A 17,225-nucleotide genomic window follows, 5' to 3' on the forward strand; every position below is an offset into this window, starting at 1 on the left:
ACACGCCTCAGCCGCCCACGGCGAACCGGTCGACGAGCATGCGGATCCGTTCCGCGCGCGCGTCCGCCGGGAGCCGCCTGCTGCGTTCGAGGGTGACCAGGCCGTGCAGGGCGGCCCAGAAGGTCTCGGTGTAGAGGGCGGGGTCGTCTCCGCCGGCGACCGGACCCACGACTTCGAGCAAGGCACCGAACGCGTCCTTCAACGGCTCCGGACTGTCCGGGCTGGCGAAGCTCAGTTCACTGGCGAGGGTGAAGATCGCGTCGTAGAGCGCCGGTTTGCGGTCGGCGAAGTCGAAGTAGTTGTCGGCCAGCCGCAGCAGAGCGTCTCGCGCACCTTCCTCCGCCACGGCCCCCTTCCGCATGTGGACGGCCATTTCGGTGCACCCTTCGAGCGCCGCGGCCGCCATGATCGCCCCCTTGCCGGAGAAATGGCTGTAGAGCACGGGCTGGCTGTACTCGATCTTCGCCGCCAGCCGCCGGGTGGTGACCGCGTCCCAGCCCTCTTCCTCGGCGATTTCGCGGGCGGTCGTGACGATCAGCTGTTCGCGTTGCGAGCGATCCCGCTCGCGCCGGGGGTTCGTGACCATACGGACATGCTAGCACCGCTAGACAAGCTAGCAGTGCTAGCGCTAGTGTCGGCATCGTTCCTAGCACTGCTAGATTTTTGGAGTCGGAGACCATGACCCGCATCAAGATCGCCTACATCCTGTCCGCCGCCCTCGTGCTCTTCGTCCTCTACTTCGGGAGTGGTTACGTGTTCTTCCCGGCGACCCAGACGGGTGGCTTCGGGCTGCCGGTGATGCCGTCCGAGGGCGATCCGATCCTCGCGGTCAAGGGCGTCCGGGACATCGGCACGGCGCTCGTGGTGCTCGCGCTGATCCTGTTCCGGAACGCCCGTGCGCTGGGCTGGGCGATGCTCGCGCTGGCGTTCATCCCGTTCGGCGACATGCTGATCGTGTTGACCCACAACGGTTCCATGGGTGCCGCGCTCGGCATCCACGGCGCGACGTGCGCCCTCATGGTCGTGATCTCGGCGTTGTTCCTGATCCGTCCCGCGCAAAACGGACAGTGAGTTACTGTTGTTCACGTGAACGTCGAAGTGACCCCGCTCCCCGGAATAGGCGTCCGCAAGGACTTCGCCACCCGCAACGGCCGCCGTGTCGGGGTGGTGACCCATCGCGATGGACACGTCGAGCTGATCGTGTCCAAAACGGACGATCCCGACGCCTGCCTGGCGTCGCTTCCGCTCACCACCGACGAGGCGGGCGCGCTGGCGAACCTGCTCGGCGCGCCCCAGCTGGTCGCCCAGCTCACCGAAGAGCACCGGGACCTGCCCGGCATCAACACCAAGCAGCTGCCGATCAAGTCGTCGTCGCCGTTCGACGGGCGGACGCTGGGCGACACCGCCATGCGCACGCGGACGAGCGTCTCGGTGGTCGCGGTGATGCGGGCCGGTCAGGTCCACCCCTCCCCCAACCCGGACTTCAACCTCACCGCGGGCGACGTGCTCGTCGCGGTCGGCACCTCCGAGGGTCTCGAGGCCGCCGTCAAGATCTTGAAGTACGGCTGATCGCGGATGGATCACACCGCACTGTCCTTGATCGAACTCGGGGCGGTCTTCTTCGGGCTGGGCGCGTTGGGACGCCTCGCCGGGAAGATCGGGATGTCCCCGATCCCGCTGTACCTGATCGGTGGCCTGTGCTTCGGGCAGGGCGGGCTGATCCCGCTCGGCGACATCGGCGACTTCACCCATCTCGCCAGCGAGATCGGTGTCGTCCTGCTGCTGCTCCTGCTGGGCCTGGAGTACTCGGCGGCCGAGCTGTTCACCGGGCTGAAACGCTCATGGGTGGCGGGCCTCGTGGACATCGTGCTGAACGCCGCGCCGGGGGCGATCGTCGCGCTCATCCTCGGCTGGGGGCCGATCGGCGCGATCGTGATGGCAGGCGTCACCTACATCTCGTCGTCCGGGATCATCGCGAAGGTGCTCGGCGATCTCGGGCGGCTCGGTAACCGGGAAACCCCGGTGGTGCTGTCGATCCTGGTGTTCGAGGACCTGGTGATGGCGCTGTACCTGCCGATCCTCACCGCGGTGCTCGGCGGGGTCAGCTTCCTCGGCGGGATGAAGGCCGTCGGGATCTCCCTGATGGTCATCACCGTGGTCCTGGTGATCGCGCTGAAGTTCGGCCGGTACGTCTCCGCGGCGGTGGACAGCCCGGATCGCGAGGTGTTCCTTCTCAAGGTCCTCGGCGCGGCGCTGCTGGTCGCCGGTGTCGCTTCGGCGATGCAGGTTTCGGCCGCGGTCGGCGCGTTCCTGCTCGGCATCGCGATCTCGGGTTCGACGGCGGAGAACGCGACGCACATGCTCGAACCGCTGCGGGACCTGTTCGCCGCCGTGTTCTTCGTGGTGTTCGGCCTCAACACCAACCCCGCTTCGATCCCGCCCGTGCTCGGCTGGGCGGTGGTGCTGGCGGTCGCGACCACGCTCACGAAGGTCGGTACCGGCTGGTGGGCCGCGCGGCGGCAGGGCATCGGGAAGATGGGCCGCGCTCGTGCCGGAGCCGCGTTGGTCGCGCGAGGCGAGTTCTCGATCGTCATCGCCGGGCTGGCGGTGGCGGCGGGCGCGGTGACCGGCGAACTCGCCGCCCTCGCGACGGCGTACGTGCTCCTGATGGCGATCCTCGGCCCGACGGCCGCGCGGATCGTCGAACCGGTCGCCCGCGCTCTGCAGCGGAAGCCCTTCGGGTCGAAGAGCCCGGCCTCCCAAACCGGCTGACCCCGCCCCGCACGCGCCATGAAAGGTCCTTTCCTTGCAAATTTCGCGAGGAAAGGACCTTTCCTTGCATTCGGCTAGCCGCGATCGAGCAACTGCGCGGCGAGCGTCTCCTCCGCCCAGCGCTCCCATACGTCCAGCGGCCAAGCGCGATCACGGGTGAGGATCAGGAACATCTCCGGGCTGAGGAGCGCGTAGAGGACGTCCGCCGCCCTGTCGACGTCGAGACCGGTGACCGCGCCCGGTTTCCCCATCAGCGCCTTCGCCGCCGCCGCGTGCACGGCGTGGCGCGGATCCTCCTGATCCGGCCACAGTTCCCGCAGTTCGGGGTGCGCCGCCGTCGCGGTCGAGACCATGTCGGTGACGGCGGCGACGCGTTCGAGGACGGCCCGGCTGCCGGTGACGAGCGCGGCCAGCGCCTCGCGAGCGTCCGGCGCGTCCGTCACCCGCGCGAACCACGGCCGCTCCATCGTCGCCAGTGGACCGTCGTCGCCGGCGATCGCGACGTCGACCAGTTCCTTCAGCAGCGTCTGCTTGTTGCGGAACGTGAAGTAAATCGTTTGGACCGCCACGCCCGCCCGGTCCGCGACCTGCTGAAGCGTGGTCGCGCCATAGCCGTCGGCGAGGAAGAGCTCCGTGGCGGCCGTGATGATCCGCCGCCGGGTTTCCGCCGCCCGCCGGGATCGGGCGCCCTTGACACCACTCATGACTGGAGTCTATCTCTAGAGTCAATCACTAGAGTTCAACTCTAGTAACGATGCGAATGGGGTGCCGCCATGACGGCGATCGTCAATCAGCAACAGGCCGAAGCGTGGAACGGCTGGGAGGGCAAGCTCTGGGCGGATCGCCCGGATCGCTACAACGGGATGATGGCGGCCTTCGACGCGCCGCTCTTCGAGGCGGCGGACATCCGCGACGGTCACGCCGTCCTGGACGTGGGCTGCGGCGCCGGGCTCACCACCCGGATCGCCGCGAAGAAGGCCGGAAACGGGCACGCGCTGGGCATCGACCTTTCGGCGCCACAGCTGAAAAGGGCTCGCTTCGACGCGGCGGCCGAAGGGATCACCAACATCGCGTTCGAGCGGGGAGACGCGCAGGTGCACCCGTTCGACGGACCCGGCTTCGACGTCGTCATCAGCCGAGGCGGCGTGATGTTCTTCGCCGACCTGGTCGCGGCGTTCACGCATCTCCGCGAAGCGATGGCGCCGGCCGGGCGGCTGGCCTTCGTGGGACCACGGTCAGGCGACGTCGACAGCGCGTACGCCCGGGCGACGGCGGCGCTCGCGCCCTACCTCCGTGAACCCTCCCCCGCCGCCCGCGGGATGGGTTCACTGCTGACGCCCGAACGGATCACCGAAGTGCTCACGGCGGCGGGCTTCCGTGACATCGGGATCAAGCCGGTGGACGCGGACATGGGCTTCGGGGCGGACGCCGTCGACGCGACGGACTTCCTCTTCTCGATGGCCCCGATCCAGCACAACCTGCGGAACGTGGAGGCGGCTTCCGTCGCCGGACTTCGCGACCAGGTCCGCGACGCGCTCGGCGAGTTCGAGACCCCGCAAGGCGTGCGGATCCCCGGCGGCGTCTGGCTCGTGACCGCCGCCCGCTGACGCTAGGAACGGTCCTTTCCTTGCGAAATTTGCCAGGAAAGGACCGTTCCTAGCATTCGGCTAGCCGCGCTCAAGCCCCGAAACGGTGGCGGGAGCGATCTGCGCCGGAGCCACCGGGAGCGCCGCCGGCACCGCCGACGGACCCGCGCCCGCGACGGGCAACGCCAGCGACGTCTTGCCCAGATCCACCGTGATCTTCGGGTACTGCGCCGGTCCCGAGATGAACGAGCCGTCCGTCCCGCCGATGATCAGCGCGAGCTGATGTCCCTGCGGGACGACGTGATCCGTGCTCGCCAGCCGGAACGTCATCGTGTACGGCTGCCCCGGCGTCAGCGGCGACTCCTGGCTCAGCGAACCGTGGTTGGCCAGATCCGCCCAGCCGCGGCTGATGATGTTCAGCCCCACGGAAACCGCGTCGGTGCTCGTGTTCAGGTAGCACGCGTCGTTGCCCGAAGCGCTCGAACCCCAGCACGACTGGGTCAGCTCGTTCTTGATGCCTTCCTTCGGTCCGGTGTAGTTCCGGATGGTCGCCGGACCGTAGTCCACCAAGATCGCCGAAAGCCGCGCAGTGGACGTCGACGGCGTCGCGGTCACAGTCACCTTCGCGGTTCCGGACACGTGAAGGTCCTTCGCCAGCGCGCCCGTGCTGAACAGCACTCGCCCGTTCGAAGTCTCCGTCGGCTTCGCGGCCCAGCCGTTCGAAGACTGGCCGGAGGAGTCCGTGAACGACACCGTGCCCGTGCCAGGAGAGCTGCCGAGCGTGCCGACGCCCGGAGTGGTTCCGGACGCGGGGCGCAGGGTGACGGCGCTGCCCGCGGGCCACGCCGGCTGGTCCACCCAGACATCGGGCTCGCGTTCCACACTCGCGCCCGGGGTCTTCTCGATGCCGTTGTCCACACCGAGCAGGTAGTGGTCGAACCACTTGTGCAACGTGTCGACCCAAGCCGAGCGCCGGTAGTCGAACGGGTCGACGTGACCGGCCTGCGTCAGCCAGATCTTGCGCTCGACGTTCAGCGCTTCCCACCACTGCCCGAAGTTGATGGTCTTGACGTTGAGGTCGCCGAGACCGTGCGAAGCGAGCACGCTCGCCTTCACCTTCGAGGCGCTCTGCACGTAGTCCCGGTCGAGCCAGAACGCGTTGTAGTCGCCGTTCGACGTCGCGCCCGCGGTGAGTTTGCGGTTGGCCGCACTGCAGTTCTGTCCGCCGTTGCGCTGCGAAACAGTCTGCGCGAGCCCCGCCGGGCTGCCCTGGCGCAGGTTCGCGCCGTCGGAACGGTAGTAGTCGTACCAGGAACTGATCGCGCCGATCGGCACGATGGTCTTGAGCCCCTCGACACCGGTCGCGGCGACGCCGTTGGCCACCGTGCCGTCGTAGGACTTCCCGATCATGCCGACCGCGCCCGTCGACCACGTCGCGTTCGTCCTCGCCGGACCGGTAGCCGTCGTGTAGCCGTTCGCCCGGCCGTTCAGCCAGTCGACCACCTTGCGCGCCGATTCGATGTCCGACGGCCCGCCGATGTCGGTGCACCCGCGGGATTTGTTGGTACCGGCCAGATCCACCAGGACCACGGCGTACCCGCGGGGGACGAAGAAGTTGTCGTAGTAGAGCGGGAACCCGACCGGCCTGCCCGCCGAATCGTAGGTCTTGAGCTCGCTCTCGTTGCCGCGTCCGCAGCACGAGTAGTACGGGCTCGCGTCCATGATGACCGGAACCTTCTTGCCCTGCGCCGCCGGTTCCTTCGGGCGGATGATGTCGGCGGCGACCCGGTCCGAACGGCCGTCGCCGTCCCCGTCGAGCCCGATGTCCACCCAGGCCGTCTCGCGGACGGCCTGGGCGAAGTCGTAGACCGGTTCGCTGCCCCGCGGTTTCGCCGCGGACTGCGGTGCCGCGACCACGGCCGCGGCCACCGCCAAGATCCCTGCCAGCACAACTGTTTTCACGGTTGAGCCCTTCCCCGTCGGCTGAAAGCCCGTCAGGGAGAGCTAAACGCGGAGATCAGTTGTGCAGTAGAGCGGAAAGTCTTAGAGATCGACGGCGCGGTACAGCGAACCGACCTCGCCGCGGTTCAGCCGCCGGATCGAACCCGACCGCTGGGCCCCGAGCTGGACGTCGCCGAGCGCGGTCCGGACCAGTTTGCGCACCGGGTGCCCGGTGGCCGCCATCAGCCGCCGCACGATGTGCTTGCGTCCCTCGTGGATGACCAGCTCGATCTGGGTGCGCCCGGCCAGCATGTCCTTCACGCGGAACTGGTCGACCTTGACGATGCCGTCCGGCAGCTCGAAACCCGCGCGCAGTTCCTTGCCGAGTCCGCGCGGGACGATGCCCTCGACCTCGGCGAAGTAGGTCTTCAGCACGCGGAACGACGGGTGCATCAGCCGGTGCCCGAGGTCGCCGTCGTTGGTGAGGAGCAGCAGGCCTTCGGTGTTCTCGTCGAGCCTGCCGACGTGCACGATGCCGGGCGTCTCCTCGTACCGGCCACGCAGGTAGTCGCCGACGCACGGACGGCCGCGGTCGTCGCTCATCGTGCTGTGCACGCCCTTGGGCTTGTTCAGCAGGAGGTAGACGAGGTCCTCGCGGACCTGGACGCGGGTGCCGTCGACGTGGATCACGGAGTTGTCCGGATCGACCCGGCGGCCGAGTTCGGTGACCACCTTGCCGTCCACGCTCACGCGACCGCGCACGATCAGGTCCTCGGCCGCGCGCCGCGAGGCCACGCCCGCCTGCGAAAGGACCTTCTGCAGCCGAATGCCGTCGGGATGCGGGTCAGATGTCATCGATGGTGTCCACTTCGGGTAGCAACGGAGCGATGGGCGGAAGGTCGGCCAGGGACGACAGGCCCAGTCGCTCCAGGAACAGCTCGGTCGTCACGTACAGCGTGCCAGTGGTTTCGGGGTCGGTCCCCATCTCCTCGATCAGGCCGCGCGCCAGCAGCGTCCTGATCACCCCGTCCACGTTCACCCCTCGGACGGCGGCGACCCTGGCCCTGGTCACCGGCTGCCGATAGGCGATCACGGCGAGGCTCTCCAGTGCGGCTCGCGTCAGCTTGGAACGCTGGCCGTCGAGCAGAAGCTTCTCCACGAACGGGGCATAGACGTCCCTAGTGTAGAACCGCCACCCTTCGCCGACTCGGCGCAGGTCGATTCCGCTGGTCCGCTCGGTGAACTTCTGCGCCATCGTGCGCAGCGCCACGGTCACCCGCGACACCGGCTGCGCGACCGTCTCGGCGAGCGATTCCTCGCTGATCGGCGAGTCGACGACCAGGAGCAACGCCTCCAGCGCCGCTTCGAGCGCCTCGTCCGAGGTGACGTCGGGATAGTCGCCGTCGCCGGCCGCGACGAGACCTTCGTCGGCGGGCGGTTCCGCTTCGGCGGCAGGAGTCTCCGCCTGGACGTCTTCGGTCTTCTCTGTCTCTTCGGTGTTCTCCGGGGTCACCCGTACTCCTCGTCCTCGACGGCGGCGCGGTCCTGTTCGGCCGCCACCGACGCCTCCGCCACGGACCCGCCGGTCCAGCGCACGTGCAGTTCGGCGAGCGCCTCCAGCTGCTCGAACTGGACCGAGGACTCCCGGTACAGCTCCAGCAACGCGAGGAACCGCGCCACGATCTCGACGGTGTGCTCGCAGTCCTCGACCAGTTCGCCGAAGGTCGCTTCGCCTCGTTCCGCGAGCTTGAGCCGCAGCAGCGCGGCATGCTCGCGCACCGAGACCCGGCCCATGTGGATATGCGCGATCGACACCGTCGGCGGCGGCTTCGGTTTGAAGACCGCGACCGCGATCTCGGAGAACTTCCCGACGTCGACGCCGAGCATCACCTCGGGCAGCAGCCCCATGAACCGGTCTTCGAGCGCGACCGACCGCGGATACCGCCGCAGCGCGCCGGCCTCCAGCTCGCCGAACAGCGCCGCGACCTGCTTGTACGCCCGGTACTGCAGCACACGCGCGAACAGCAGGTCCCGTGCTTCGAGCAGGGCGAGGTCGTCTTCGCTCTCCACCTCGGCGGCGGGCAGCAGACGCGCCGCCTTGAGGTCGAGCAGGGTCGCCGCGATGACCAGGAACTCGGTCGTCTCGTCGAGGTTCCACTCCGTGCCGAGCGCACGGGTGTAGGCGATGAAATCGTCCGTGACCCGGTGCAACGCGACTTCGGTGACGTCGAGCTGGTGCTGCGAGATCAGCTGGAGCAGCAGATCGAAGGGGCCCTCGAAGTTCTCCAGGTGCACCTTGAACTTGGACGTGCTCAGCTCTTCACTGGCCAGTCCTTCGGGGACCATCCCGCCGTGCACGGTTTCGTGCACGACGGGGGTCTCGTCTGCCTCTGTCCGCTCGACCGGCTCTGAGCCGCTGGGAGCAGCCGCGGCCGGGTCGTCCATCAGTTCTCGGTCTCTTTCCCGTCCTCGCTGCCCGCCCGCAGGCGTTGGACGAGGACCGAGTCCTCGCCCGCCGCGTCGAAGTCGGCCAGCAGTACGGCCACCGCCTCGCGGACCAGCCTGCCGCGATCGAGCACGAGACCGTGCTTCGCCCGGAGGTTCAGCCTGGCCTGCTCCATCGCCAGCAGTTCGTCGCCGGAGACGTAGACGGTGATCTTCGCGTCGTGCTTGGTCCGCCCGGAACCGCTGCGCGCGGCACGGGTCAGCTGATCCTTGTGCGCGTGCCCAGGCTCGGTCCCGGATCCGTTCCCGTTGCCGTTCCCCTTCGCGGGGGCGGGCTGTTCGGGCGCGGGCGGGAGATCGAGGGCGGGGCTGGAGGTGATCCTGAAGAGTTCGGACGCTCCGGGCAGGGAAGCTCGCCTGCTCACCGAGCGATCACCTCGCGTGCCAGCGCGCGATAAGCCGCCGCGCCCGCTGATTTGGGAGCCCAGGTCGTGATCGGCTCGCCCGCGACCGTCGTCTCGGGGAACCGCACGGTGCGGTTGATCACCGTGTCGAACACGGTGTCGCCGAATGCCTCCACCACTCTCGCCATGACCTCCTTCGAGTGCAGGGTTCTCGGGTCGTACATGGTGGCGAGAATCCCGGTGATGTCCAGTTTGGGGTTGAGGCGTTCCTGCACCTTCTCGATGGTGTCGATCAGGAGCGCTACGCCTCGCAGACTGAAGAACTCGCACTCCAGCGGGATGATCACACCGTCCGCGGCGGTCAGTGCGTTCACCGTCAGCAGGCCTAGCGAGGGCTGGCAGTCGACAAGAACATAGTCGTAGTCGTTCATGACCGGACGAAGGACCCGTAACAAAGTGTGTTCGCGTCCTACCTCTGCGACCAACTGGACCTCGGCCGCGGACAGGTCGATGTTGCTCGGCAGCAGGTCGACGCCGTCCACCCGGGTCTTCCGGATGACGTCGGTGATGCTGACCGAGCGCTCCATGATGACGTTGTAGACCGTCTGGTCCAGCTCGTGCGGCTGAATGCCGAGGCCGACCGAGAGCGCGCCCTGCGGATCGAAGTCGACCAGCAGCACCCGGCGGCCGCATTCGGCCAGCGCCGCGCCGAGGTTGATGGTCGAGGTGGTCTTGCCGACGCCGCCCTTCTGGTTGCACATGGCCATCACCAGTGCGGGGCCGTGCCGGTCCAGCGGCGGCGGGTCGGGGATCTCGCGATACGGACGGCCGGTGGGCCCGATGCCGTCCTTGTCGCGTTCTTGCTGCTTGACGTCTTTGGCTTCTTTGGCGCGCTTGGCCTTGCGGCCGCGGGAAGAGATCGTGTCCTCCGACGGTTCGTCGCCGTCGTGTTCGGCGGGGGTTGCGATGGTCACCTGGCTGAGGCTCGCGGCAGCCGAACCGGCGGACGCGGACGGCTTCGCCGGCTCGTTCGGTGTCGACATAACGCGAAAGCTCCTCTTCGGCAGGATCCTCGGCAGCCTATGCGCGATTCGGGAGTCGAGCCAACGAGGCACGCCGGGACTGACCGGGTCGATTAGCCGAGCGCGCGGGGATGTGCTGTCGCGTAAACCTCGCGGAGCGTGTTGACCGTGACCAGCGTGTACACCTGGGTGGTGGTCACGGAAGCGTGGCCGAGCAGTTCCTGCACGACGCGGACGTCGGCGCCGCCTTCGAGCAGATGCGTGGCGAAGGAATGGCGCAACGTGTGCGGCGAAACGCCCGCCGTGATCCCGGCGGATTCCGCGGTGTCCTTGAGAACCTGCCACGCGCTCTGCCGGGAAAGCCTGGAGCCGCGGGCGTTCAGGAACATCGCCGGCGTCCCCCGGCCATGGGTGGCGAGGGCGGGCCGCGCGCGGACGAGGTACGCGTGCACCGCTTCCAGCGCGGGACGGCCGATCGGCACGATGCGCTGTTTGCCGCCCTTTCCGTCGAGCAGCACGGTCCGTTCGGCGTCGTCGATGTCGTCGACGTCGAGCCCGACGGCCTCGGAGATCCGCGCGCCGGTGGAGTAGAGCAGTTCCAGCAGCGCCCGGTCCCTCAGTGGCCGTTCGCCCTCGGGCGGCGGGGTTTCCAGCAGCTTCAGCACGTCGCCGACCGGCAGCGCCTTGGGCAGCCGTTTGGCCGCGGCGGGCGGCCGGACCTCACGGGCCGGGTCGTTCTCGGTGATGCCGTCCGCGTGCGCGAACTTGTGCAGCCCCCGCACCGCGACCAGCGCGCGGGCCGCCGAAGACGCGGCCAGCGGGCGATGCTCTTCGTCGCCCTCGCGCAACGCCGCGCCGAACGAGGTGATGTGCGCGGAGGTGACGTCGGCGAAGCGCTCGACGTCCGCGTCGCCGAGGTACGCGATGTACCGGCGCAGGTCACGGGAGTAGCTGTCGAGGGTGTTCCTCGCGGTTCCGCGCTCGACCACCAGATGGTCGAGGTAAGCGGCGACCACCTGGGCGACTCCGCTACCGCCGGCCCGTGACACACGGACACTCTAGGACCACCCGCGACCCGATCGGGGGTTCGCCGCGCGTACCGCGCCGCGGGTGTGAAACGGGCTACCTTGGGAGCATGTCGCAGCAACCGGACCCGGAGGAGATGCGCGTCGGCACGGCCGAGCGCGAAGAGGCCGCGCGGCTGCTCGGCGACCACTACAGCCAGGGCAGGCTCACCCCGGACGAGTACGAGGGCCGCGTCCTCGCCGCGTATGAGGCGGTGACGCTCGGCGAACTCCGGCCGCTGTTCCAGGATCTGCCCGCGCCACTCCCGAAGTACCTGGCGCCGCGGTTCGACCCGCCGCCGTTCGTACCCGTGTATCAGCGGCCCGCCGCGGTCCTGCCCTACTCGCCGAAGTCGAAGATCGCCGCCGGGGTGCTGCAGATCGTGCTGCCGTTCGGGATCGGGCGGTTCTACACCGGCCACATCGGTCTCGCCCTCGGCCAGCTGGCGGTCGTGCTGGTCACCTGCGGCGTCGGGGTGGTCTGGCCGATGGTCGACGGGATCGTGCTGCTGGCGAACGGCGGCACGGACGCGCAGGGCCGCCGTCTCCGCGACTGACCCCGCTCCCGAATGCAATGAACGGTCCTTTCCTTGCAAAATTTGCAAGGAAAGGACCGTTCCTAGCGCGCGAAGGGCCTAGAGGCCGCGCGAAGCGAACTTCGTCGGCCGGTCCTCCCAAGGAGCGTCCGAAGGCCGCGACGAGGCCGCCCCCGAAAGCACCGCGTGCGCGGCGAGCACGCCACCGACGGTCGCCCCGTTCACCAGCTCACCCGCCAGCGCCATCCGGACCGCCTCGGCGAGCGGGAACTTCCGCATGACGAGGTCGGCCTCCTCCTCGCCGAGCATCTCCCTGTCCACTTCGGACAGTTCGCGGGCGAGGTAGACGCGGACGACCTCGTCGGTGAAGCCGGGCGACGCCGCGACGTCGACCAGGGTCTCCCAGCGCTCGGCGCTGAGCCCGACCTCCTCGACCAGTTCGCGTTTGGCCGCGCCGACGGGGTCCTCCCCCGCCTTGTCGATCAGCCCGGCGGGCAGTTCCCACAGCCGCCGCCCGATCGGGTGGCGGTACTGGTGGATCAGCGTCACCATGCCGTCCGCGTCCAGCGCGACGACGGCGACCGCGCCGAGGTGCTCGACGACCTCACGGCGGGCCGTGCCGCCGCCGGGCATCACGACCTCGTCGACCCGCAGTCCCACGACGCGTCCGATGTGGACGTCCCTTGTGGACGCGACGGTGAACTCGTGCTTGCCGGGCTCGGTCACCGGGCTCCCGTCTGAGCCGTCTCGGGCAGCTCGACCGGCAGCCGCTCGGCGACCTTGCGGTCCACGACGGCCTTCACGAACGCGCTGAACAGCGGGTGCGGCCGGGTCGGACGGCTCTTGAGCTCGGGGTGTGCCTGGGTGCCGACGAAGAACGGGTGCTTGTCGGCCGGCAGCTCCACGAACTCGACCAGGTGGTCGTCGGGCGAGGTGCCCGAGAACACCAGACCTGCGTCGGAAAGGCGCTTGCGGTAGGCGTTGTTGACCTCGTAGCGGTGACGGTGCCGCTCGGAGACCTCGGTGCTGCCGTACGCCTTCGCGACCTGCGAGCCCGGCTTAAGCTTCGCGACGTAGGCGCCCAGACGCATCGTGCCGCCCATGTCGCGCTCACCCGCGACGACGTCGCGCTGGTCGGCCATCGTGGAGATGACCGGGTTCGGGCCGTCCTCGAACTCGGCCGAGTTCGCGTCCTTGATCCCGGCGAGGTTCCGCGCCGCGTCGATCACCATGCACTGCAGGCCGAGGCACAGGCCCAGCAGCGGCAGCCCGTGGGTGCGGGCGTAGGCGATGGCGCCGACCTTGCCCTCGATACCGCGGATGCCGAACCCGCCGGGGATCAGCACACCGTCCACATCGGACAGCGCGGCCGCGGCACCGGCCGGGGTCTCGCAGGAGTCCGACGGAACCCAGGCGATCTGGACCTTGGCGCGGTGGGCGAACCCACCGGCGCGCAGCGCCTCGGTCACCGACAGGTACGCGTCCGGCAGGTCGATGTACTTGCCGACGACCGCGACCCGCACCGTCTCCGACGGGTTGTGCACGCGGTCGAGCAGGTCGCCCCACACGGTCCAGTCGACGTCGCGGAACGGCAGCCCGAGACGGCGCACCACGTAGGCGTCGAGCGCCTCACGGTGCAGCACCTTCGGGATGTCGTAGATCGACGGCGCGTCGGGGCAGGCGATGACGGCCTCGGTGTCGACGTCGCACATCAGGCCGATCTTGCGCTTGAGGTCCTCCGGCAGCTCCCGGTCGGCGCGGCAGACGAGCGCGTCGGGCTGGATGCCGATGTTGCGCAGCGCGGCGACCGAGTGCTGGGTCGGCTTGGTCTTGAGCTCACCCGACGGGGCGAGGTACGGGACCAGCGAGACGTGGAGGAAGAAGCACTGGTCGCGGCCGACGTCGTGGCGGACCTGACGGCAGGCCTCCAGGAACGGCAGCGACTCGATGTCGCCCACGGTGCCGCCGACCTCGGTGATCACGACGTCCGGGCTGTTCCCGTCCTCGTCGGCGCCCGCCGCGGCGGTGATCCTCGCCTTGATCTCGTCGGTGATGTGCGGGATGACCTGCACGGTGTCGCCGAGGTACTCACCGCGGCGCTCCTTGGCGATGACCTCGGAGTACACCTGCCCGGTGGTGACGTTCGCCTTGCCGTCGAGAGCCCGGTCGAGAAAACGCTCGTAGTGCCCGATGTCCAGATCGGTTTCGGCGCCGTCGTCGGTGACGAACACCTCACCGTGCTGGAACGGGTTCATCGTGCCCGGATCGACGTTGAGGTACGGATCCAGCTTCTGCATCGTGACCCGGAGCCCACGTGCGGTAAGGAGCTGACCCAGGCTGGAAGCCGTGAGTCCCTTACCCAGAGAGGAGGCAACGCCTCCGGTGACAAAGACATACTTGGTAGCCCGCGACTGAAGTCCCACGGGCTTCCACCTTATCGCACGCCCGCCGTAGCGCTCATCGGCCACGCCGCAAGCGTCCGATGGAGTGGAAAACCGCTACCCTCGCGGCGTGACAGACGCGCACGACACCTGGACCGCACCGGTCGCGGAAGGCCCGCTCGACGCGGACATCCGCGTCCCCGGTTCGAAGTCGATCACCAACCGGGCCTACGTCCTCGCCGCGCTCGCCAGCGCGCCGACGCGGGTGCGGACCCCGCTCGACTCCCGGGACGCGCGCCTCATGCTCGGCGCCATCTACGCCCTCGGCGCCCACTCGCAGGGCAGCATCGGCGGCTACCTCGTGCATCCGCTCGGCCCCGGCCGTGTCCATCCCGACGAGACCGTCCGGGTGGAACTCGGCAACGCGGGCACGGTCGCCCGGTTCACCCCCGCGCTCGCCGCGCTGGGTACTGGCCCGGCTTTGTTCGACGGCGACGAGGCCATCCGCCGCCGTCCGATCGGGCCGCTGCTGAAGGCGCTGCGCGACCTCGGCGCCCGTATCGACGACGACCGCCGCGAGGCGCCGCCCTTCACCGTCCACGGCGAAGGCGGTCTGCGGGGCGGCAGGGTCGATCTGGACTCCTCGGCGTCGAGCCAGTTCCTGTCCGCGCTGCTGCTCGCCGGGCCGTCGTTCCAGCAGGGTGTCACCGTGCGCCTCGTGGGCGGCCAGGTGCCGAGCGAACCGCATATCGCGATGACGGTCGAGATGCTGCGCCGGTTCGGGGCCACTGTGGACCGCGAGGGCACCGAGTTCCACGTCGCCCCGACACGGCTCTCCTGCCCCGAGTACATCGTCGAGCCGGACCTCTCGACGGCGGCGCCGTTCGTCGCCGCCGCGATCGCGACCGGCGGCACGGTGCGGATCGCGGGCTGGCCGCAGCGGACGACACAGCCCGGGGACTGGCTGCGCAGCCTGGCGCCCGTCTTGGGCGCCACCGCCGAACTCGACGCGGGCGGCCTGACGGTCACCGGCGGCGGCACGATCCCCGGCGTCGAACTGGATCTGCACGACGTCGGCGAGCTGACGCCGGTGATCGCGGCGCTGCTGTGCCTCGCCGAGGGACCGTCGGTCATCTCCGGGGTGGCGCATCTGCGCGGCCACGAGACCGACCGGCTGACCGCGCTCGCCACCGAACTGTCGTCGCTCGGCGCCGACGTGCGCGAGACCGAGGACGGCCTGCGGATCACGCCGGCGCCGCTGCACGGCGGGAAGTTCCATACCTACGACGATCACCGGCTGGTGATGGCGGCCGCGGTGCTCGGGCTGAAGGTCGAGGGCGTCGAGGTGGAGAACCCGGGGACGGTCGGGAAGACCTTCCCCGGATTCGCCGAGGCCTGGACCTCGATGCTCGGCTAAGCGAGCCCGCCGGCGAACGGCGTCGCCCGCCACTGATCGATCATCGGTTTCATGCCGTCGACCAGCATCGGCAGTTCGGGCGCCATCGACAGGCACGCGATCACCTGAAGCAGGCCCAGCGCCTCGAAGGTCCGCAGCACGTCTTCGTCGACCTCGCGCAGACCGAGTTCGACGGCGGCGGCGTTGTAGGCCGCGATGCCTTCGGGTCCGTTGAAGGCGAGGTCGCGTTCGATCGGGCCACGGTTGACCAATTCGAAGTCGGAGTACAGCTCGCCTTCGGTGGTGACGATCAGGTTGTAGCCCGGCGAGTCGCCGTGGACCGGTTGCACGGTGGCGTTCGGGAACGCCTTGGCGAAGGCCTCCTCCGATTCCAGCAGCGGCCGGAAGACCTCCCATTCGCGGCGCGCGCGGTCGAGGTCGGCCGCGTCGAGCAGGTCGGGCCTGCCCTCGAGCTGCGCGAGACCGTCGGGGATGAACGGGTCGAGCCCGTTCAGGAACGCCAGCTCGCCGGGATAGTCGCGGAGCGTCGCGTGCAGTTTCGCGACGAGCTCGGCCGAGTGCTCCACGGCGAGGTTCGCGTCCTCGACGAACTCGATCAGTTCCCAGAAGGTCATCGAGAAACCGTCGCGCTGAACCGGTTCCGCCGGCGCGAGCAGGCTCGGTTTGACGACCGGAAGCCCCTTCTCGCCGAGCCAGCCGGCGACGGCGAGCTCACGCCGCTGATCGGTCAGCTGCGTCTCCGGTGTCGTCGTGCGCGGCAACACGGTCGGCACCCGCACGACGACCGGCGAAGGCGCCAGCCGCACGATGACGGAGAAAACGTCGTACAGGACCTCGGGTTCGGTGACGGTGATACCCAGGTCGCGTCCCGCGGAGACCGCGGCGGCCACCGCCCGCGCGGTGCGGGCGGCCCGTTGTTCGTCGGTGATCATGTCCGCGAGTCTGACATGTCCGATTCAGCCCGCGGAGCGTTCTCCGCCATCCTCGGGGAACAGCGTCTTCAACGTCACTTCGCGGTTGACCCGCACATGCTCGACGGCATGGGCCCGCGCGCGGTCGGCGTCCCCTGAAGCGATCGCGTCGTAGAGGCGACGGTGCTCGTCGAGCAGTTCGCCCCAATGTTCGTTCTGGCTGGTCAGCCAGCGCAGCCTGCCCTCGAGCGGGCGGAGGATCTCGTGCAGCAGGCCGTTGCCCGCGAGCGCGACGATCTGGTCGTGGAAGCGGGTGTTGAGCTGGGTGATCCGGGCCGGGTCGCCGCTCTCGGTCGCGCGGGCGGCGTCGGTGAGCAGCCGTTCGAGCGCGCGGAGTTCGGCCTTGCCCGCCCGTTCGGCGGCCAGCCCGGCGGCGAGTCCTTCGAGCGCCTCACGGACGTCGAAGAGCTCCTCGACGTCGGCCTTGGCCAGCTGGCGCACGACGATCCGGCGGGGCGACTGGACGGCGAGGAATCCTTCGGCCTCCAGGCTGCGGATGGCTTCGCGCACCGGCACGCGCGAGACGCCGAGATCCTCGGCGAGTTCGCGTTCGACCAGCCTGTCCCCCGGCTTCAGCCGTCCGGCGAGGATACGTTCACGCAGCTCGTCGCGGACCCGCTGCCGGGTCGCGGCCAGCGGCTGACGCTGTCCTTCCTCGGCCACCTGACCCCCTCTTCAACACCGCC

The 17,225-nt window shown here is 69.2% G+C and carries 19 protein-coding genes; 6 read left to right on the plus strand and 13 right to left on the minus strand.

Features of this window, described 5'->3' with window-relative positions:
* Window positions 1-7: 7 nt before the first annotated feature.
* On the minus strand, window positions 8-586 hold the full coding sequence (locus AMK34_RS09655) for a TetR/AcrR family transcriptional regulator (protein WP_073844424.1): 579 nt from the start codon (window positions 584-586) through the stop codon (window positions 8-10).
* 92 nt (window positions 587-678) lie between these two features.
* Here AMK34_RS09655 and AMK34_RS09660 point away from each other — a divergent pair, with 92 nt between their 5' ends.
* The 3 genes from AMK34_RS09660 to AMK34_RS09670 are packed head-to-tail and all read left to right on the plus strand — an operon-like array spanning window position 679 to window position 2,772.
* Window positions 679-1,071, plus strand: coding sequence for a DUF4267 domain-containing protein (locus AMK34_RS09660; RefSeq protein ID WP_073844426.1), 393 nt, complete (start codon window positions 679-681; stop codon window positions 1,069-1,071).
* Window positions 1,072-1,086: 15 nt separating this feature from the next.
* Entirely contained in the window at window positions 1,087-1,569 is a 483-nt protein-coding gene (locus AMK34_RS09665) for a cation:proton antiporter regulatory subunit (RefSeq protein WP_037348145.1), read from the plus strand.
* A gap of 6 nt (window positions 1,570-1,575) precedes the next feature.
* Window positions 1,576-2,772 carry a cation:proton antiporter gene (locus AMK34_RS09670; RefSeq protein ID WP_037348144.1) on the plus strand — a complete coding sequence of 399 codons (1,197 nt, stop codon included), beginning with the start codon at window positions 1,576-1,578 and terminating at the stop codon, window positions 2,770-2,772.
* A 74-nt stretch (window positions 2,773-2,846) separates the two neighbouring features.
* Here the strand turns inward: AMK34_RS09670 and AMK34_RS09675 are convergent, their stop codons facing one another.
* Window positions 2,847-3,476, minus strand: a complete 630-nt coding sequence (locus AMK34_RS09675; RefSeq protein WP_073844428.1) for a TetR/AcrR family transcriptional regulator — start codon at window positions 3,474-3,476, stop codon at window positions 2,847-2,849.
* 69 nt (window positions 3,477-3,545) lie between these two features.
* Between AMK34_RS09675 and AMK34_RS09680 the strand changes: the two genes are divergently transcribed.
* Entirely contained in the window at window positions 3,546-4,379 is an 834-nt protein-coding gene (locus AMK34_RS09680) for a class I SAM-dependent methyltransferase (protein ID WP_073844430.1), read from the plus strand.
* A 60-nt stretch (window positions 4,380-4,439) separates the two neighbouring features.
* On the opposite strand, the gene AMK34_RS09685 is transcribed toward AMK34_RS09680, so the two are convergent.
* The 7 genes from AMK34_RS09685 to xerD all read right to left on the minus strand — a co-directional run bounded on the left by AMK34_RS09685 (window position 4,440) and on the right by xerD (window position 11,186).
* Window positions 4,440-6,308 (minus strand): Xaa-Pro dipeptidyl-peptidase, encoded by a 1,869-nt coding sequence (locus tag AMK34_RS09685; RefSeq protein WP_073844432.1) that lies wholly within the window; start codon window positions 6,306-6,308, stop codon window positions 4,440-4,442.
* A 93-nt stretch (window positions 6,309-6,401) separates the two neighbouring features.
* A complete protein-coding gene (locus AMK34_RS09690; RefSeq protein WP_005153474.1) occupies window positions 6,402-7,154 on the minus strand; it encodes a pseudouridine synthase in 753 nt (250 codons plus the stop codon).
* Window positions 7,144-7,812 carry an SMC-Scp complex subunit ScpB gene (gene scpB / locus AMK34_RS09695; RefSeq protein ID WP_073844433.1) on the minus strand — a complete coding sequence of 223 codons (669 nt, stop codon included), beginning with the start codon at window positions 7,810-7,812 and terminating at the stop codon, window positions 7,144-7,146. The genes AMK34_RS09690 and scpB overlap by 11 nt, the downstream gene beginning before the upstream one ends.
* Window positions 7,809-8,744 carry a segregation and condensation protein A gene (locus AMK34_RS09700; RefSeq protein WP_038511564.1) on the minus strand — a complete coding sequence of 312 codons (936 nt, stop codon included), beginning with the start codon at window positions 8,742-8,744 and terminating at the stop codon, window positions 7,809-7,811. The genes scpB and AMK34_RS09700 overlap by 4 nt, the downstream gene beginning before the upstream one ends.
* Complete coding sequence (locus tag AMK34_RS09705) at window positions 8,744-9,169, minus strand: hypothetical protein (protein WP_038511562.1); 426 nt, start codon at window positions 9,167-9,169, stop codon at window positions 8,744-8,746. The genes AMK34_RS09700 and AMK34_RS09705 overlap by 1 nt, the downstream gene beginning before the upstream one ends.
* A complete protein-coding gene (locus tag AMK34_RS09710; protein WP_038511561.1) occupies window positions 9,166-10,191 on the minus strand; it encodes a ParA family protein in 1,026 nt (341 codons plus the stop codon). Before AMK34_RS09710 ends, AMK34_RS09705 begins: the two co-directional genes overlap by 4 nt.
* A 92-nt stretch (window positions 10,192-10,283) precedes the next feature.
* A complete protein-coding gene (xerD, locus tag AMK34_RS09715; RefSeq protein ID WP_038511558.1) occupies window positions 10,284-11,186 on the minus strand; it encodes a site-specific tyrosine recombinase XerD in 903 nt (300 codons plus the stop codon).
* Between the two features lie 119 nt (window positions 11,187-11,305).
* On the opposite strand from xerD, the gene AMK34_RS09720 reads away from it, so the two are divergent.
* Window positions 11,306-11,791: a DUF1707 domain-containing protein gene (locus tag AMK34_RS09720; protein ID WP_073844434.1), complete on the plus strand. Its 486-nt coding sequence runs from the start codon at window positions 11,306-11,308 to the stop codon at window positions 11,789-11,791.
* A 78-nt stretch (window positions 11,792-11,869) separates the two neighbouring features.
* Here AMK34_RS09720 and AMK34_RS09725 read toward each other — a convergent pair whose 3' ends face one another.
* Together AMK34_RS09725 and AMK34_RS09730 are read right to left on the minus strand one after the other, a co-directional pair.
* Window positions 11,870-12,496 (minus strand): NUDIX domain-containing protein, encoded by a 627-nt coding sequence (locus AMK34_RS09725; RefSeq protein WP_037348129.1) that lies wholly within the window; start codon window positions 12,494-12,496, stop codon window positions 11,870-11,872.
* Window positions 12,493-14,193, minus strand: coding sequence for a CTP synthase (locus AMK34_RS09730; protein WP_073844436.1), 1,701 nt, complete (start codon window positions 14,191-14,193; stop codon window positions 12,493-12,495). The genes AMK34_RS09725 and AMK34_RS09730 overlap by 4 nt, the downstream gene beginning before the upstream one ends.
* A gap of 88 nt (window positions 14,194-14,281) precedes the next feature.
* Here AMK34_RS09730 and aroA point away from each other — a divergent pair, with 88 nt between their 5' ends.
* Window positions 14,282-15,568, plus strand: coding sequence for a 3-phosphoshikimate 1-carboxyvinyltransferase (gene aroA / locus AMK34_RS09735; RefSeq protein ID WP_037348127.1), 1,287 nt, complete (start codon window positions 14,282-14,284; stop codon window positions 15,566-15,568).
* Here the strand turns inward: aroA and AMK34_RS09740 are convergent.
* Both AMK34_RS09740 and AMK34_RS09745 read right to left on the minus strand, forming a co-directional pair.
* Complete coding sequence (locus AMK34_RS09740; protein WP_073844438.1) at window positions 15,565-16,500, minus strand: phosphotransferase; 936 nt, start codon at window positions 16,498-16,500, stop codon at window positions 15,565-15,567. The genes aroA and AMK34_RS09740 overlap by 4 nt on opposite strands.
* A 24-nt stretch (window positions 16,501-16,524) precedes the next feature.
* Window positions 16,525-17,202: a GntR family transcriptional regulator gene (locus AMK34_RS09745; protein ID WP_038511546.1), complete on the minus strand. Its 678-nt coding sequence runs from the start codon at window positions 17,200-17,202 to the stop codon at window positions 16,525-16,527.
* Window positions 17,203-17,225 lie beyond the last annotated feature (23 nt).

The organism is Amycolatopsis sp. CB00013, from assembly GCF_001905755.1.
Lineage (GTDB): Bacteria > Actinomycetota > Actinomycetes > Mycobacteriales > Pseudonocardiaceae > Amycolatopsis > Amycolatopsis japonica.

What these genes read in the sequence shown, in the direction of transcription:
- AMK34_RS09655 (WP_073844424.1), bottom strand. Translation starts at nt 586, where the DNA reads ATGGTCACGAACCCCCGGCGCGAGCGGGATCGCTCGCAACGCGAACAG.
- AMK34_RS09660 (WP_073844426.1), top strand. Translation starts at nt 679, where the DNA reads ATGACCCGCATCAAGATCGCCTACATCCTGTCCGCCGCCCTCGTGCTC.
- AMK34_RS09670 (WP_037348144.1), top strand. Translation starts at nt 1,576, where the DNA reads ATGGATCACACCGCACTGTCCTTGATCGAACTCGGGGCGGTCTTCTTC.
- AMK34_RS09675 (WP_073844428.1), bottom strand. Translation starts at nt 3,476, where the DNA reads ATGAGTGGTGTCAAGGGCGCCCGATCCCGGCGGGCGGCGGAAACCCGG.
- AMK34_RS09680 (WP_073844430.1), top strand. Translation starts at nt 3,546, where the DNA reads ATGACGGCGATCGTCAATCAGCAACAGGCCGAAGCGTGGAACGGCTGG.
- AMK34_RS09690 (WP_005153474.1), bottom strand. Translation starts at nt 7,154, where the DNA reads ATGACATCTGACCCGCATCCCGACGGCATTCGGCTGCAGAAGGTCCTT.
- AMK34_RS09700 (WP_038511564.1), bottom strand. Translation starts at nt 8,744, where the DNA reads ATGGACGACCCGGCCGCGGCTGCTCCCAGCGGCTCAGAGCCGGTCGAG.
- AMK34_RS09710 (WP_038511561.1), bottom strand. Translation starts at nt 10,191, where the DNA reads ATGTCGACACCGAACGAGCCGGCGAAGCCGTCCGCGTCCGCCGGTTCG.
- AMK34_RS09720 (WP_073844434.1), top strand. Translation starts at nt 11,306, where the DNA reads ATGTCGCAGCAACCGGACCCGGAGGAGATGCGCGTCGGCACGGCCGAG.
- AMK34_RS09740 (WP_073844438.1), bottom strand. Translation starts at nt 16,500, where the DNA reads ATGATCACCGACGAACAACGGGCCGCCCGCACCGCGCGGGCGGTGGCC.